This is a genomic window from Arthrobacter sp. Dra40 (assembly GCF_059091905.1).
Window position 1 is genome coordinate 1 of sequence record NZ_JBNHHB010000035.1, and the last position, 14,701, is coordinate 14,701.

14 protein-coding genes are annotated in these 14,701 nt (G+C 65.8%); 12 read left to right on the forward strand and 2 right to left on the reverse strand.

Annotated elements, in window-relative coordinates:
* Nucleotides 1-23 precede the first annotated feature (23 nt).
* From recA to dapF, 6 genes are all read left to right on the forward strand, one after another.
* Entirely contained in the window at nucleotides 24-1,076 is a 1,053-nt protein-coding gene (gene recA / locus AC5RWT_RS15790; protein WP_494080976.1) for a recombinase RecA, read from the forward strand.
* The gene (locus AC5RWT_RS15795) at nucleotides 1,077-1,634 is read left to right on the forward strand and encodes a regulatory protein RecX (RefSeq protein WP_494080977.1); all 558 of its coding nucleotides are present in this window, start codon (nucleotides 1,077-1,079) and stop codon (nucleotides 1,632-1,634) included.
* 637 nt (nucleotides 1,635-2,271) lie between these two features.
* A complete protein-coding gene (locus tag AC5RWT_RS15800) occupies nucleotides 2,272-2,658 on the forward strand; it encodes an aggregation-promoting factor C-terminal-like domain-containing protein (RefSeq protein WP_494080978.1) in 387 nt (128 codons plus the stop codon).
* Nucleotides 2,659-2,713: 55 nt separating this feature from the next.
* A complete protein-coding gene (gene miaB, locus AC5RWT_RS15805) occupies nucleotides 2,714-4,234 on the forward strand; it encodes a tRNA (N6-isopentenyl adenosine(37)-C2)-methylthiotransferase MiaB (RefSeq protein WP_494080979.1) in 1,521 nt (506 codons plus the stop codon).
* A 5-nt stretch (nucleotides 4,235-4,239) separates the two neighbouring features.
* Entirely contained in the window at nucleotides 4,240-5,172 is a 933-nt protein-coding gene (miaA, locus tag AC5RWT_RS15810; RefSeq protein ID WP_494080980.1) for a tRNA (adenosine(37)-N6)-dimethylallyltransferase MiaA, read from the forward strand.
* Entirely contained in the window at nucleotides 5,169-6,101 is a 933-nt protein-coding gene (gene dapF, locus AC5RWT_RS15815; RefSeq protein WP_494044840.1) for a diaminopimelate epimerase, read from the forward strand. The genes miaA and dapF overlap by 4 nt, the downstream gene beginning before the upstream one ends.
* A 10-nt stretch (nucleotides 6,102-6,111) precedes the next feature.
* On the opposite strand, the gene AC5RWT_RS15820 is transcribed toward dapF, so the two are convergent.
* Nucleotides 6,112-6,723, reverse strand: coding sequence for a class I SAM-dependent methyltransferase (locus tag AC5RWT_RS15820; RefSeq protein ID WP_494080981.1), 612 nt, complete (start codon nucleotides 6,721-6,723; stop codon nucleotides 6,112-6,114).
* 430 nt (nucleotides 6,724-7,153) lie between these two features.
* Between AC5RWT_RS15820 and hflX the strand changes: the two genes are divergently transcribed.
* Both hflX and AC5RWT_RS15830 read left to right on the forward strand, forming a co-directional pair.
* Nucleotides 7,154-8,695 carry a GTPase HflX gene (hflX, locus tag AC5RWT_RS15825; RefSeq protein WP_494080982.1) on the forward strand — a complete coding sequence of 514 codons (1,542 nt, stop codon included), beginning with the start codon at nucleotides 7,154-7,156 and terminating at the stop codon, nucleotides 8,693-8,695.
* A complete protein-coding gene (locus AC5RWT_RS15830) occupies nucleotides 8,688-10,727 on the forward strand; it encodes an ATP-dependent DNA helicase (protein ID WP_494080983.1) in 2,040 nt (679 codons plus the stop codon). Before hflX ends, AC5RWT_RS15830 begins: the two co-directional genes overlap by 8 nt.
* Before the next feature lie 73 nt (nucleotides 10,728-10,800).
* Here AC5RWT_RS15830 and lexA read toward each other — a convergent pair whose 3' ends face one another.
* Nucleotides 10,801-11,550 carry a transcriptional repressor LexA gene (gene lexA, locus AC5RWT_RS15835; RefSeq protein WP_494044844.1) on the reverse strand — a complete coding sequence of 250 codons (750 nt, stop codon included), beginning with the start codon at nucleotides 11,548-11,550 and terminating at the stop codon, nucleotides 10,801-10,803.
* A gap of 300 nt (nucleotides 11,551-11,850) precedes the next feature.
* On the opposite strand from lexA, the gene AC5RWT_RS15840 reads away from it, so the two are divergent.
* The 4 genes from AC5RWT_RS15840 to hisH all read left to right on the forward strand — a co-directional run bounded on the left by AC5RWT_RS15840 (nucleotide 11,851) and on the right by hisH (nucleotide 14,699).
* Nucleotides 11,851-12,204, forward strand: coding sequence for a LysM peptidoglycan-binding domain-containing protein (locus AC5RWT_RS15840; protein ID WP_494080984.1), 354 nt, complete (start codon nucleotides 11,851-11,853; stop codon nucleotides 12,202-12,204).
* A 72-nt stretch (nucleotides 12,205-12,276) separates the two neighbouring features.
* Complete coding sequence (locus AC5RWT_RS15845) at nucleotides 12,277-13,386, forward strand: histidinol-phosphate transaminase (protein WP_494044846.1); 1,110 nt, start codon at nucleotides 12,277-12,279, stop codon at nucleotides 13,384-13,386.
* Between the two features lie 57 nt (nucleotides 13,387-13,443).
* A complete protein-coding gene (gene hisB / locus AC5RWT_RS15850; RefSeq protein WP_494044847.1) occupies nucleotides 13,444-14,061 on the forward strand; it encodes an imidazoleglycerol-phosphate dehydratase HisB in 618 nt (205 codons plus the stop codon).
* Nucleotides 14,058-14,699 carry an imidazole glycerol phosphate synthase subunit HisH gene (gene hisH, locus AC5RWT_RS15855; protein ID WP_494044848.1) on the forward strand — a complete coding sequence of 214 codons (642 nt, stop codon included), beginning with the start codon at nucleotides 14,058-14,060 and terminating at the stop codon, nucleotides 14,697-14,699. The genes hisB and hisH overlap by 4 nt, the downstream gene beginning before the upstream one ends.
* The last annotated feature ends 2 nt before the right edge of the window (nucleotides 14,700-14,701 follow it).

Below are 14,701 nucleotides of genomic sequence, written 5' to 3' on the forward strand. Positions count from 1 at the left end.
GCCGCAAGAGACTGAGGTGAACAATGGCCGCACCAGCTGACCGCGAGAAGGCACTGGAAGCTGCGCTGGCGCAGATCGACAAGCAGTTCGGCAAGGGCTCGGTGATGCGTCTCGGCGACGACACCCGCGCCCCCATCGAAACGATCTCCACCAGCTCGATCGCCTTGGATGCTGCCCTGGGCATCGGCGGCCTGCCGCGCGGCCGCGTGGTCGAGATTTACGGTCCGGAATCCTCAGGTAAGACCACGGTGGCGCTGCACGCCGTCGCCAGCGCCCAGCGCAACGGCGGAATCGCTGCTTTCATCGACGCCGAGCACGCGCTGGACCCGGAGTATGCCAAGAAGCTTGGCGTGGACACCGACGCCCTGCTGGTGTCGCAGCCGGATACCGGCGAGCAGGCACTGGAAATCATGGACATGTTGATCGGCTCCGGATCCCTGGACATCATCGTGATCGACTCCGTCGCAGCCCTGGTGCCACGTGCGGAAATCGAAGGCGAAATGGGCGACAGCCATGTCGGTCTCCAGGCCCGTTTGATGAGCCAGGCCCTGCGAAAGATCACCGGGCGGCTTAGCCAGTCGAAGACCACTGCCATTTTCATCAACCAGTTGCGTGAAAAGATCGGCGTGTTCTTCGGCAGCCCGGAGACCACCACCGGCGGTAAGGCACTGAAGTTCTATGCCTCGGTGCGCATCGACGTACGCCGGATTGAGACCTTGAAAGACGGAGCCAATCCGGTGGGCAACCGGACACGCGCCAAGATCGTCAAGAACAAGATGGCGCCGCCGTTCAAGCAGGCAGAATTCGACATCCTGTATGGCCACGGCATCTCCCGCGAGGGCGGTCTGATCGACATGGGTGTGGAGCATGCACTCGTCAAAAAGTCGGGCGCCTGGTTTACCTATGACGGCGACCAGCTCGGCCAAGGCAAGGAAAACGCCCGCAAGTTCCTGATCGACAACCCCGACCTGGCCGATGAGCTGGAGCGCAAGATCCGGCAGAAGCTCGGCATCGACGCGGTCCCGGACAGCGGGGAAGAGGGCGAGCCGAAGCTCAAGGCCGTCGACGGATTCTAAGTGGCGTTCAGGCACGGACAGGGCGCCGGCCCCACGCCGGGCAGTCCGGCGGATCTCGGGCCGGACGCGGATCCTTACGGCGTTGCGCGTTCGGTTGTCCTGCGTTCACTGACGCAGTCCCCAAAGAGCCGCGCGCAGCTGGCCGCGAAGCTGGCTGAGCGCGGCGTCCCCGGCGACGTCGCCGAGGCAGTGCTCGAGCGGTTCGAGGAGGTTAACCTCATTGACGACGCCGAGTTCGCCAGAATGTGGGTGCGGAGCAGGTCCCAGTCCCGTTCATTGGCACGCTCCGCGCTCAAGCGCGAGCTTGCCGATAAAGGGATCGCCGGCGATGTAGCCGAGCAAGCGCTGGACCAGCTTACGGCGGACGACGAGCTTGAAGCGGCCCGCAGCCTGGTGCGCCGCAAGATTCGTCCCGACTGGCAACTGCAGGACCGGTCGGAAAGGGACAAGCATCTGCGCCGGCTGGTCTCCATGCTGGCCCGCAAGGGCTATTCTGCGTCGCTGGCCTATCAGGTCGCGGATGAGGAACTCGGCGCCGCCAATCAGGCGGGAACTTGATGCCGTCTTCCGGGGCGGCCCCCACCAGGGCTACCAACCGCCGTTATCGTTTTGTGACATTTCCAGATTGGGTTGCTACCCTAGTGCGATTGTGAGTGCAGCCCAGAATGAACGTCGTCAAAAGAACCAGCAACGCCGGCGCAGTCGCAGGCAGCGCCGCCTCAGGATCGCGGCAGGAGTGACACTTTGCTCCGTCGCCGCCGTGGGCGCAACTGGAGCCGTCAGCGGCGTCCGCAAAGGGCAAACCGCCTCGGAAGTCGTGAGATCGATTACGGCACCCCTGATGGAGTTTGTCGGCTTAGCTGAGCCGGCCGAACGGCGTAGCCAGGTAGCGGGTGATGACCTCCAGCAGCAAGCTGAGGGGGCACCCACAACTGCCACCGCCGGGAACAAGCCCGCGAAGCCGGGGCAGGGACACCAGGCAGCAGCAGGCGCGGATGCCACGCAGTCGGGGCAGGGGAGTCAAGAGGCAGCAGACAAGGATGCAGCGCAACCGGGTCAGGCACGCCAAGAGCCAGCAGGCAAGGATGCAGCGCAACCGGGTCAGGCACGCCAAGAGCCAGCAGTGAAGAAGACCGCTGCTGCGAAGGCTGTAGGGGAAGCACCCGCCGGTGGGAAAGAGGCAGAAAAACCGGCAGTGGCCGAAACGCCAGAGCAGCGTGATACCCGAGAGGGGAGCGCCGGCCAGCAGTCTGCTGAAGCAAGGTCGGCCGAAGAGAAAGCTGCTGCCGAGGCGCAAGAATCGCGGCACGATCAGAGCGCTGCCAAGGCCTACATGGAAAGCGCGCTGGCATCCTTCGGCTGGGGTGCCGGGCAATTGGGCTGCCTGGAAAGGCTCTGGGACATTGACCGATCCCGCGGCGCACAGGGCATTCCTCAGAGCCCGTTCGATGACGAGATGGCCGGCGCCGACCGCCAGACAAACTTCCAAACCCAGGTCGACTGGGGGCTGGGCTACATCGAGTCCCGCTACGGCTCCCCGTGCTCGGCCTTGGACTTCCATCTGGCCAACAATCGGTACTAATTCCGGACGGGCTGCAGATTGTGGCTCGTCCGGCCGCAGGCCGTACCCTTGTAAGGTGAGTTTGACTGTCCCCGCCCCCACCATCGTGACGCAGCCGGAAGCCCGCACCTACCAGGTGCGCACGTTCGGCTGTCAGATGAACGTGCACGATTCCGAGCGGCTTGCCGGGCTGCTCGAAGCCGCCGGGATGGTCGAAGCGCAAGCCGGCCAGGCCGACGTCGTGGTCTTCAATACTTGCGCGGTTCGGGAGAACGCCGACAACAAGTTGTACGGCAACCTGGGCCAACTGGCCCCGGTCAAGGAACGCCATCCCGGGATGCAGATTGCCGTCGGTGGCTGCCTGGCCCAGAAGGACCGCGAGACGATCCTCAAGAAGGCGCCCTGGGTGGACGTGGTGTTCGGCACCCACAACGTGGGTTCGCTTCCGGCGCTGCTGGAGCGTGCCCGGCACAACAACGAGGCGCAGCTGGAAATCCTGGAATCGCTCGATGTGTTCCCCTCGACGCTGCCCACCAAGCGCGATGCGGTGTACTCCGGCTGGGTCTCCATTTCCGTCGGCTGCAACAACACCTGCACGTTCTGCATTGTCCCCTCGCTGCGCGGCAAGGAACGCGACCGCCGGCCGGGCGAGATTCTGGCGGAGGTCCAAGCACTGGTCGACGACGGTGCCATTGAAGTCACCCTGCTGGGACAGAATGTGAACTCCTACGGTGTGGAGTTCGGTGACCGCGGAGCCTTCGCCAAGCTGCTGCGCGCCTGCGGCAGCATCGATGGCCTGGAGCGGGTGCGTTTCACCAGTCCGCACCCGGCCGCCTTCACCGACGACGTCATTGACGCCATGGCCGAAACCCCCAATGCCATGCCGCAACTGCACATGCCGCTGCAGTCCGGCTCGGACAAGGTCCTGAAAGACATGCGCCGGTCCTACCGGTCCAAGAAGTTCCTGGGCATTCTGGACAAGGTCCGGGAACGAATTCCCCATGCGGCCATTTCCACCGACATCATCGTCGGGTTCCCCGGGGAGACCGAGGAAGACTTCCAGGCAACGCTGGCGGTGGTGGAACAGGCCCGCTTCGCCAGCGCCTTCACGTTCCAGTATTCCAAGCGGCCCGGGACCCCGGCCGCCGAGCTGCCGGACCAGCTGCCCAAGTCCGTAGTGCAAGAACGTTACGAGCGCCTGACTGCCCTGCAGGACCGGATTGCGGCGGAAGAAAACGCCAAACAGTTGGGCAGCCGGGTGGAGGTCATGGTGACCGCGCAGCAGGGACGCAAGGCAGGGGAGACCCACCGGCTCTCCGGCCGGGCCCGCGACCAGCGGCTGGTGCACTTCTCTGTGCCCGACGGCGCGCAGGCACCGCGTCCGGGCGACTTGGTGACGGTGACGGTGACCGAAGCCGCGGCCTTCCACCTGATCGCCGATCCGGTTTCCGCAACGGACTACCAACTGCGTCGTTCGCGCGCCGGGGATGCGTGGGACCGCTCCCAGGCAGACTCCTGCGGGGTACCTTCGACCCCGGGCAGCAAGCCGGCCCAAGTGTCGCTGGGCATGCCCGCGCTGCCGGTCCGGCCCGCCTGAGCGCGATGCCGGCCGATCAACAGAGCCAGCCGGACACCCCGGCGGTCATCGCCGTCGTCGGCCCCACCGGATCCGGAAAGTCCGATCTCGCCGTCGAGCTGGCGCAGCGGCTGGACGGGGAAGTGATCAACGCCGACTCCATGCAGTTCTACCGCGGCATGGACATCGGCACGGCGAAAATGACGGTCGCCGAACGGCAAGGGGTCGCCCACCACCTGCTGGACATCCTCGACATCACGGACGAAGCGAGCGTCTCGGCGTACCAGCAGCGGGCCCGCGATGCGATCGATGCCATTCACCACCGGGGCCGCCGGGCCATCCTTGCCGGCGGTTCCGGACTGTACGTCCGGGCGGCCCTCGACGCGATCGAGTTTCCCGGCACCGACCCGGCACTGCGCCGCGCCCTTGAGGAAGAGCTGGCTGGCCGTGGTCTCGAGGCGCTGCGGGAACGGCTCCGGGACGTTGATCCAGTGTCAGCCGAGCGACTGGCCGATGCCCGACGCATCGTTCGCGCGCTGGAAGTGTGGCAGCTGACCGGGCGTCCCTTCAGCTCCTACATGCCGGAGCGGCAGTACGTCCGCCCCACGGTGCAGATCGGCCTCCAGGTGGACCGCGAACAGCTCAAGCACCGCCTTGCCGGTCGCGTTCATGCGATGGTGGAGCGCGGCCTGCTGGACGAAGTCGACGCACTGGACCGGCGGGGCCTGCGCGAGGGGCGGACCGCCTCGCGCGCGCTCGGCTACGCCCAGTTCCTGAGGGTGCTCGACGGCGAATGGAGTCAGGAGACGGCGGTGGAGGACACCATCACCGCCACCCGCAAATTTGCGCGGCGCCAGCTGACCTGGTTCCGGGCTGATCCCCGGATCCACTGGCTCGACTGGCAGGATCCGCTGGTGGCGGACAAGGCCGCCGCGCACCTCGCTAAGCTTGAAGCGTGAACAGTCCCCTTCCTGACCATTTGTCCGCCCTGTCCGGGCTGCCCTTCGCCAAAGGGCATGGAACCGGCAACGACTTTGTGCTGATTGCCGATCCGGACGGGGTCAAGGACATCGACCCCCGGGCCGTCGCTGCACTCTGCCACCGCCATCTGGGCATCGGCGCGGATGGGCTGATCCGGGCCGTCCGTTCAGAGCACCTGCCCGAAGGCCGGGAACTGCTGGCGGCAGCGCCGGAGGCCGAGTGGTTCATGGACTACCGCAATGCGGATGGCTCAGTGTCCGAGATGTGCGGCAACGGCGTCCGCGTCTTCGTGCATTTTCTGCTGGCCGAGGGACTGGTCGAGCTGGCAGCAGGGGAATCTCTGACGATAGGGACCAGGGCGGGGATCAAGGTCATCCGGCGGTCCGCCAATGGCTACGCCGTGGACATGGGGCCGTGGGAATTCATCTTCCCGGCTGAGGCTGAAGCCAAGGCCATGGACTCCACCGTCCGCGCCGGCGGCCTGGAGATACCGCGGCCGGCGCTGTCCGTGAGCATGGGCAACCCGCATACCGTCGTTGCTCTTGCCGGACTTGAAGAACTTGCCGCCACCGAATTGTTCGCGGCGCCGGCGGTGGATCCGGTTCCCGCACACGGAACCAACGTTGAATTTGTGGTGCCGGCAGAACCCCTCGTCGCCGACGGAGCAGGGCACATCAGCATGCGCGTGCACGAACGGGGCGTGGGGGAGACACAGTCCTGCGGGACCGGTGCCTGCGCCGCCGCCGTCGCCATCCGCTACTGGGCCGGTAACGGGGCGCCGGACGACTGGCAGGTCGGGGTCCCCGGCGGGACGGTCCGCGTACGGTTTCTCCCGGCGGCGGACGGGCGCGAACATGTGGAGCTGAGCGGTCCCGCCGTGTTGGTGTCGCGCGGCACAGTGGCCTGACGGCAGCGGTTCAACCGGCGCGCCGGACGCAAAGCACCCGGAAGGCCTTGGCCGTGCTTTCACGGCTAACGGAGTAGTCCGGCGGCAGTTCGCCCGAAAGCCAGCGCTGCAGCGAGTCCGCCCCCAGATTCTTCTGGACCACCAGCCATGCCGTGCCTCCCGGCGCGAGCTTGGGCAGCCACAGCAACAACAGTTCGTGCAGTTCACTTTTGCCGATCCGGATCGGCGGGTTGGACCAGATGGTTTCGAACTGCAGCGACGGGTCGACCTCTTCCGGCAGGCAGGCACGGACATTGCCCAGACCCAACGACGCGGCGTTGTCGTTGGTCAGGGCGATGCTGCGCTCGTTGACGTCCACGGCCCACACCGTGGCGCCGGGGGACTTCAGGCCCATGGTCAGGGCAATCGGGCCCCAGCCGCAGCCGATGTCCAGCAGGTTGCCTGCCGGAGCCGGCGGAGGAACCTCGGCCAAGAGCACCGCCGTGCCCTTGTCGACCCCGTCCGGACTGAAGATGCCGCCAGCCGTCTGCAGCTGCCGCGGGCGGCCGTCCAGCTCGACCTCCAGGATGCGGCGGACCTCGGGTTTGCCTGGTTGCGGGCTGAAGTAGTGCTCTGTTCCCATAATCGGCCAGATTAGTGCGCGTTCAGCGGAATCGGTATCAAGGTGCACCTAAGCTGGGCCGGCTCTGATAGCGTTTATCACATGAAGAAGTAAATGATTGCGCCGCCACCATGCTGTCCCGTTCGCTACGGTACAGCGCGTGCCGTTGGTTGAGAGTCCGTTCTCCCCGGCCGCCGGGCAATCACCGTTCCCCGAACCTCTTGCGGAACACTCCACCGCCGCAGCCGCTCGTACCGGCTGCTTCAGGTCACCGGCGCCGGTTTATGCCGGCCGCACCAACAGGCGCCAGCTGCCATGCATTTCCTGCCCCGCGACGACGGGGCCCATGCCAGGAGGACTTTTGGCCGATCATCCACAAACCACATCTTCGGGCTCTTCTGCACGCATCCCGGAGGACTACGATAAGACCACGGACATTTCGAAGGAGAGCATGACCACCAACAGCCCCCAGCCGTCGCCGGAACCGGAAATGACGCCGGATGAGATCCAGGCAGTCATTGACCGCATCCTGGCCCGCGACACTGCGGCACGAAGCAAGCCGGGAGTCGGCGGCCGAGCGCAGGCCCTGTCTGAACTCGACTCCGAGCATTCCGAATTTGACGGTGACCAACAGGACTTGGCCGAACGCCGTGCCCTCCGCCGCGTAGCAGGCCTCTCCACCGAGCTGGAGGATGTCACCGAGGTTGAATACCGGCAACTGCGCTTGGAACGCGTGGTTTTGGCCGGTCTCTGGACCGAAGGCACGGCCGCAGACGCGGACAATTCCTTGCGGGAACTGGCGGCGCTGGCGGAGACCGCCGGCTCCGAGGTGCTGGACGGCATCGTGCAGCGCCGGATGAAGCCGGACCCGGGCACTTTCCTCGGTTCCGGAAAGGCCCAGGAATTGCGGGACATCGTGATGTCCACCGGTGCGGACACGGTCATTGTCGACGGCGAACTCTCGCCTTCGCAGCGCCGCGGACTGGAAGACATCGTGAAGGTCAAGGTCATTGACCGCACGGCGCTGATCCTGGACATCTTCGCGCAGCACGCCAAAAGCCGTGAAGGCAAGGCCCAGGTCGAGCTGGCCCAGCTGGAGTATCTGCTGCCGCGCCTGCGTGGCTGGGGCGAGTCGATGTCACGCCAGGCCGGCGGTCGCGTCGGAGCTGCCGGCGGCGGCATTGGTTCGCGCGGCCCCGGTGAGACGAAGATCGAACTGGACCGCCGTCGTATCCGGACCCGGATGGCGAAGTTGCGCCGCGAAATCACGGGCATGAAGCCGGCACGGGAAACCAAACGTGCCAACCGCCGCCGCAATGCCGTGCCGTCGGTGGCCATCGCCGGTTACACCAACGCCGGAAAATCGTCGCTGCTCAACCGCCTGACCGATGCCGGCGTGCTGGTGGAGAACGCGCTTTTTGCCACTTTGGACCCCACTGTGCGCCGGGCGGAAACACCCGACGGCATTGGCTACACGCTCGCCGACACCGTCGGTTTCGTCCGTTCGCTGCCTACGCAGCTGGTGGAAGCCTTCCGCTCCACGTTGGAGGAAGTTGCCGACGCCGACGTGATCCTGCACGTCGTGGACGTTTCACACCCTGACCCGGAGGGCCAGATCGCCGCGGTCCGCGAAGTGCTGACCGAGGTGGATGCCCGGCACCTTCCTGAAATCGTGGTGCTGAACAAGGCAGACGCCGCCGACCCCTTTGTGGTCGAACGCCTGCGCCAGCGCGAACCGAACCACGTGGTGGTGTCGGCGCGCACCGGCCAGGGCATGGACACGCTGCTGCAAATGATCAGCGAGACCATTCCGCGGCCCAGCCTGAAGCTGCGCCTGCTGGTGCCCTACGACCACGGCGAAGTCATCAGCCGCCTGCATAACGAGGACGCCGAAATCCTCGCCATGGAGCACGGGGAAGACGGCACACGGCTCGATGTGCTGGTGCGTGAGGGATTGGCAGCGGAGCTGGAACGATTCCTTCGACATGACTGATACGCGGGTTCCCGCCGGCGAGGCGTTGAGGCTGCTCGACGTCGCCGTCCAGGGCATGGGCGGCCAGCATCGTGCCGGCCAGCACGAGATGGCCGCCAAAGTGGCCGAGGCTTTCGACCGCCGGCAGCACCTGCTGGTGCAGGCGGGCACCGGAACCGGCAAGTCGTTGGCCTATCTGATCCCGCTGATGGTGCAGGCCTTGAAGGGTGAGAAGCCCGCCATTGTCTCGACCGCGACCCTGGCCCTGCAATCGCAAATCGTCAAGCGGGACCTGCCGCGGCTGATGGAAGCCGTCGCCGATGAGCTTCCCCGGCCGCTGGATGTGGCGCTGCTGAAAGGGCGGAACAACTACGTCTGCCTGCATAAGCTAACCGGCGGCTTTCCGGACGAAGACGCCCCGGCCGCGCTGTTTAGCCTCGGCGAGGATGCCGTCCCGCACCCGGCTCCTGCCGGCGGCGGGGCGTCCACCGGGGCCGCGGGTGCCTTAGGCAAGGAGGTTGTGCGCCTGCGCGAATGGGCGCAGGAGACCGAGACCGGCGATCGCGATGAACTGGTACCCGGCGTCAGCGACCGGGCATGGCGCCAGGTCTCCGTCGGATCGATGGAATGCCTCGGCGCCCAAAAGTGTCCCCTGGCCGCCGAATGCTTCAGCGAACTGGCGCGCGCACACGCGGCAGAGGCGGACATCGTGATCACCAACCACGCCATGCTCGCCATCAACGCCTTCGAGGGCGTGGCCGTGCTGCCCGATTACGACGTGGTGGTGATTGACGAGGCCCACGAGCTTCAGGACCGCGTGACCAGCGCTGTGGCGGGGCAGCTGTCGGCTGCCATGGTCCGCACCGCGGCTTCGACCGCGCGCAAGCACACCGGGATCAGCGTTGAGCCTCTCAACTCGGCTGCCAGCGCGCTGGAGGATGTGCTGGAGCCGTTGCCGAGCGGATTGTTGGCCTCCGGCCTGCGCGAGGAGCAGCAGTTGGTCCTCGTGCAGCTGCGGGAAGCGGCCCGAGCAGCGCTGTCCGATTCCAAGCCCGAGGGATCCGGTGCCGCGGACGGCGGGAGGCAGATGGCCCGCTCCCGTCTCTCTGCGGTGCTGGAGACGGCTGAACGGCTGCTGTCGGCGGCAGATTCCCGCGAGGTCATTTGGGCAACCCGTCCCAGTACGTACGGCGAGACCGGTGACTACGTCGCCAACGACGACCAACCGGCGACGCTTAACATCGCCCCGTTGTCCGTTGCATCCAGGCTGCGTGAAGGGCTGTTCGACGAACATACGGTCGTACTGACGTCCGCCACGCTGTCGGTGGGGGGAACTTTTGACGCCGTTGCCGGCTCGCTCGGGTTGCTGGGTGCCGGCGCTCCAGCGTACTCGAGCGCTGACGTGGGCAGTCCCTTCGATTACCCCCGCCAAGGCGTGTTGTACGTGGCATCGCATCTGCCCAAGCCGGGCCGTGGCACCAGCCCCGAGCAGCTCGACGAACTCGAGGAGCTGCTGCGGGCCTCACGCGGCGGTGCCCTCGGATTGTTCTCCTCGCGACGTGCTGCAGAAGACGCTGCCGCGGAAATGCGCAAGCGCACCGACCTGACCATCCTGTGCCAGGGCGAATCATCGATGGCGGCGTTAGTCCGTCAATTTGCCGATGAACCGGACACCTGCCTGTTCGGCACGATGACTTTGTGGCAGGGGGTCGACGTCCCGGGCGAGGCATGCCGGCTGGTAGTCATCGACCGCATTCCGTTCCCGCGGCCGGACGACCCGCTGACCACCGCCCGTACCCGGTCGGTGACCCAGGCCGGAGGCAACGGTTTCATGACGGTCTCGGCCACCCATGCGGCGGTGCGGTTGGCCCAGGGTGCCGGCCGCCTGATTCGCGCATCGAATGACAAGGGGGTCGTGGCCGTGTTGGATTCCCGTCTGGCCACTGCCCGCTATGGAAATTTCCTCCGCAGCGCCCTGCCGCCGTTTTGGAGCACGAAGGACGGCGCCATCGCACGCCAGATCCTGCAGCGGTTGGCCGCTGCCGCAGCCTGAACCGGCGGCGGCAGCGGGCCGGACCCCGCCGCCTAGGCGGGTTACCTCGGTCGAGGGATAGGTGACAGAGGGGTCAGAGCGCGCGCATCACGGAGACAACTTTGCCCATGATGGTTGCATGGTCGCCCAGGATCGGTTCATAGCGAGTGTTCTGCGGCAGCAGCCAGGTGTGTCCGTCGCGCTGCCGGAAGGTTTTCACCGTTGCCTCCTCGTCGAGCAGCGCCGCGACAATATCGCCGTTCTCGGCGGTATGCTGCTGCCGAACCACGACCCAGTCGCCGTCGCAAATGGCGGCATCGATCATCGAATCGCCGGAAACCTTCAGCATGAACAATTCGCCGTGCCCCACCAGCTGCCGGGGCAGCGGCATAACGTCCTCGACCGCCTGGTCTGCCAGTATCGGCCCGCCGGCGGCGATCCGCCCCACTAACGGCACCATGGCCGTATCGGATGACGTGGTGAGTTCGGATACCGCCACGCCGCTTGAGCTGCGCAGCTGCTGCGGCTCGTCGACACCCACTATTTCCACGCCGCCATGCTCCAGCGTCAGCGGAGTGAGAATTTCCATGGCCCGGGGGCGCTTCGGGTCCCGCCGGATGTAGCCCATCTTCTCCAGTTGGGCCAGCTGATGCGTGACGCTGGACAGGCTCGCCAAACCGACGATGTCGCCGATCTCGCGCATCGACGGCGGATACCCGTGGGCAATGACGGACCGCTGGATGGTTTCCAGGATCTTCTTCTGCCGCGGCGTCAGGCTGCGTCCGACCTTGACAGGGCGGCCTCGTCGCCGCGCTCCGGCATTGGTGGTGGTCTCTTCGGACATATCCGGCCCCGGTCTTCCCATGATGTCCAGGTGCCGGGTCTGGTAGATGCGGAACCGGCACTCGGATTGCTGTCTCGACTGTTTTGTCAGTGGCGGCTGATGCACTGCAATTCACAGCCGCTCCTGCCATCAACGCTAGGCGAGGCGGTAAGGAATTTCAAACATTTGTTCGACTGAGTCTCGACAATAGTCGATCACCAGTGCTAAAACAGTAGAAGACGCATTCGAAGATACGTTCGAATGCCGTGGTTCGATGATCGAAACCAGTCGAAATAGATCGAAAATCGGAAAGGTGGCACCATGTCCGCCCAGCTCGCACCGCAGTCCGCAGACTTCCGCGCCAACGCCCGCCTCCGGCTCACTCGCCGGGGCCGTTTGCTGCTGATTGGCCTGCCGCTCATGCTTGCTGCGGCCGTCGCGCTCACCTTGGTCGGCTTTTTCACTGCACCGGCGATGGCCGCTGCCGGAGGGCTGGGCCCGGGGCCGGCTGTTACTGTCACGGTCGGCAGCGGCCAGACGCTGTGGGACGTGGCCGTGCGAACGGCCCCTGGCCGCAACCCGCATGATGTCATCTTCGAGATCGCGCAGCTGAACGGCCTGGAGGGGGACATCGTCCATGCCGGCCAGCAGCTGCTCGTGCCGTCGAGGCATTGAGCCAACCGTAATATGAGCCGCTTCGGCCCGCCCGATTCCTGCCCCGGGCGGGCCGAAGCTTAAGCTGGATCGGTGAGTGAGCAGCTAGAACGCCTGAACCGCCTGCCGTTGCGGGGGAACCTCCGGGGCCTGGAGCCATACGGCGCCCCCCAGTTGGACGTGCCCATCCTTCTGAATGTCAACGAAAACACCCACGGCTTGCCGGAGACGGTGCATCAAGCCATCGTCTCGGCCGTCAGCGCCGCGGCGACCGGTTTGAACCGGTATCCGGACCGCGAGTTTACCGAGCTCCGGACGGCACTGTCCCGCTACTTGGGACACGGCCTCACGGCAGAGAACATCTGGGCGGCGAACGGTTCGAATGAAGTGCTGCAGCAGATCCTTCAGGCCTTCGGCGGACCGGGCCGGACCCTGCTGAGCTTCCCGCCGACGTATTCCATGTACCCGCTGCTGGCCAGCGGGACGGACACCGAATATGTTGCGGTCCCTCGGGGGGCGGACTTTACGCTCTCGCCGGAAGCGGCTGCCGCTGCCGTCGCAGAAGCCGCCGCGAATGTGGTCGTCTTGTGCTCGCCGAACAACCCGACGGGCACTGCCCTGGGGCTCGACGTTGTCGAGGCCGCCTACGAAGCGGGGGAGGCGTCCAAAGCCATCGTGATCGTGGATGAGGCCTACGCCGAATTCGCCCACGCTGGCACGCCGAGTGCGCTGACGCTGCTGCCCGGCCGGGAGCGGCTGATCGTTTCCCGCACCATGAGTAAGGCTTTCGCCCTTGCCGGTGCCAGAGTGGGGTACCTGGCCGCCGCGCCGCAGATTGCGGATGCCCTGCGCCTGGTCCGCTTGCCCTACCACCTGTCCGCGATCACCCAGGCGACGGCGTTGGCCGCACTGGAACATGCTGACGCCCTGCTGGCCAATGTTGAGGACATCAAGACCCAGCGGGACCGCATTGTCGATGGACTGGCTGAACTGGGGTTGAAGCCGGCACCGTCAGACTCCAACTTTGTGTTCTTTGGCGGCTTGGAAGACCCGCACGCGGTGTGGCAAGGGCTTCTGGAAGCCGGTGTGCTGATCCGCGACGTCGGGATTCCCGGACACTTGCGGGTGACCGCGGGCACTGAGGCCGAGACCACAGCTTTCCTCGACGGCATCAAGGCCCTGATGTCGAGCCCAGTCTCCTAAACTGTAGTAAGAGCGCACCGGCCTGGGCCGGTCAACCATTTTCGTCAAAGGACTCCCATGACCGTGGATACCACCACCGGACGTACCGCACGCTTCGAACGCATCACCAGTGAGTCGTCCGTGCTGGTTGAACTGGATCTCGACGGCACCGGCCGCTCCGAGATCAGCACCACCGTGCCGTTCTACGATCATATGCTCACCGCACTGTCGAAGCATTCGCTGATCGATCTGACCGTCAAGGCCACCGGCGACACCCACATTGACGCCCACCACACGGTGGAAGATGTGGCGATCTCGATCGGGGAGAGCTTGAAGCATGCCTTGGGCAACAAGGCAGGGATCCGCCGGTTCGGCGAAGCAACGGTGCCGCTGGATGAAGCGCTGGCCCATGCCGTCGTCGACGTCTCCGGCCGTCCCTACCTGGTGCACTCGGGAGAGCCGGCGGGCCAGGAATACCACCTGATTGGCGGACACTTCACCGGGTCCCTGACGCGCCACGTTTTCGAAGCCATCACGCTGCACGCCCAGATCTGCCTGCATATGCGCGTGCTGGGCGGCCGCGACCCGCACCATATCGTCGAGGCCCAGTTCAAGGCGTTCGCCCGGGCGCTGCGCGCCGCGGTTGAATCCGATCCCCGGGTCGAGGGCATTCCCTCAACGAAGGGTGCCCTGTGACCGCTGGGGCCAAAGTCACCGTACTGGACTACGGATCCGGGAATGTGCGCTCGGCCGTCCGGGCGCTGGAACACGTCGGCGCCGACGTCACGCTCAGCCATGCTTCCGAGGATGTCCTCAACGCCGACGGGCTGTTGGTCCCCGGCGTCGGGGCCTTCGCTACGGTCATGGAAGGGCTGAAGTCTGTTGACGCCCTTCGCTGGATCGGACGCCGGGTGGCCGGCGGCCGGCCGGTACTGGGCATTTGCGTGGGCCTGCAGGTCATGTTCGAAGAGGGAGTAGAACACGGCGTCCGGACGCAGGGAATCGGGGAATGGCCCGGAGTCGTGGAGGTGCTGCCAGCGGAGGTGGTGCCGCACATGGGGTGGAACACCGTTGACGCCGCGGAGGGCAGCCGGTTGTTTGCCGGCATCGAAGACGAGCGGTTCTATTTTGTGCACTCGTACGGCGTGCAGCACTGGAACTTTGATGTCACCCAGCCGGCGATGGCGCCGCCGAAGGTGACCTGGTCTACGCATGGGGCCCCGTTCATCGCGGCCGTTGAAAACGGTCCGCTGAGTGCTACGCAATTCCATCCGGAGAAGTCCGGGGACGCCGGCGCGGAGTTGCTCCGCAACTGGCTGAAGACGCTGCGGTAGCC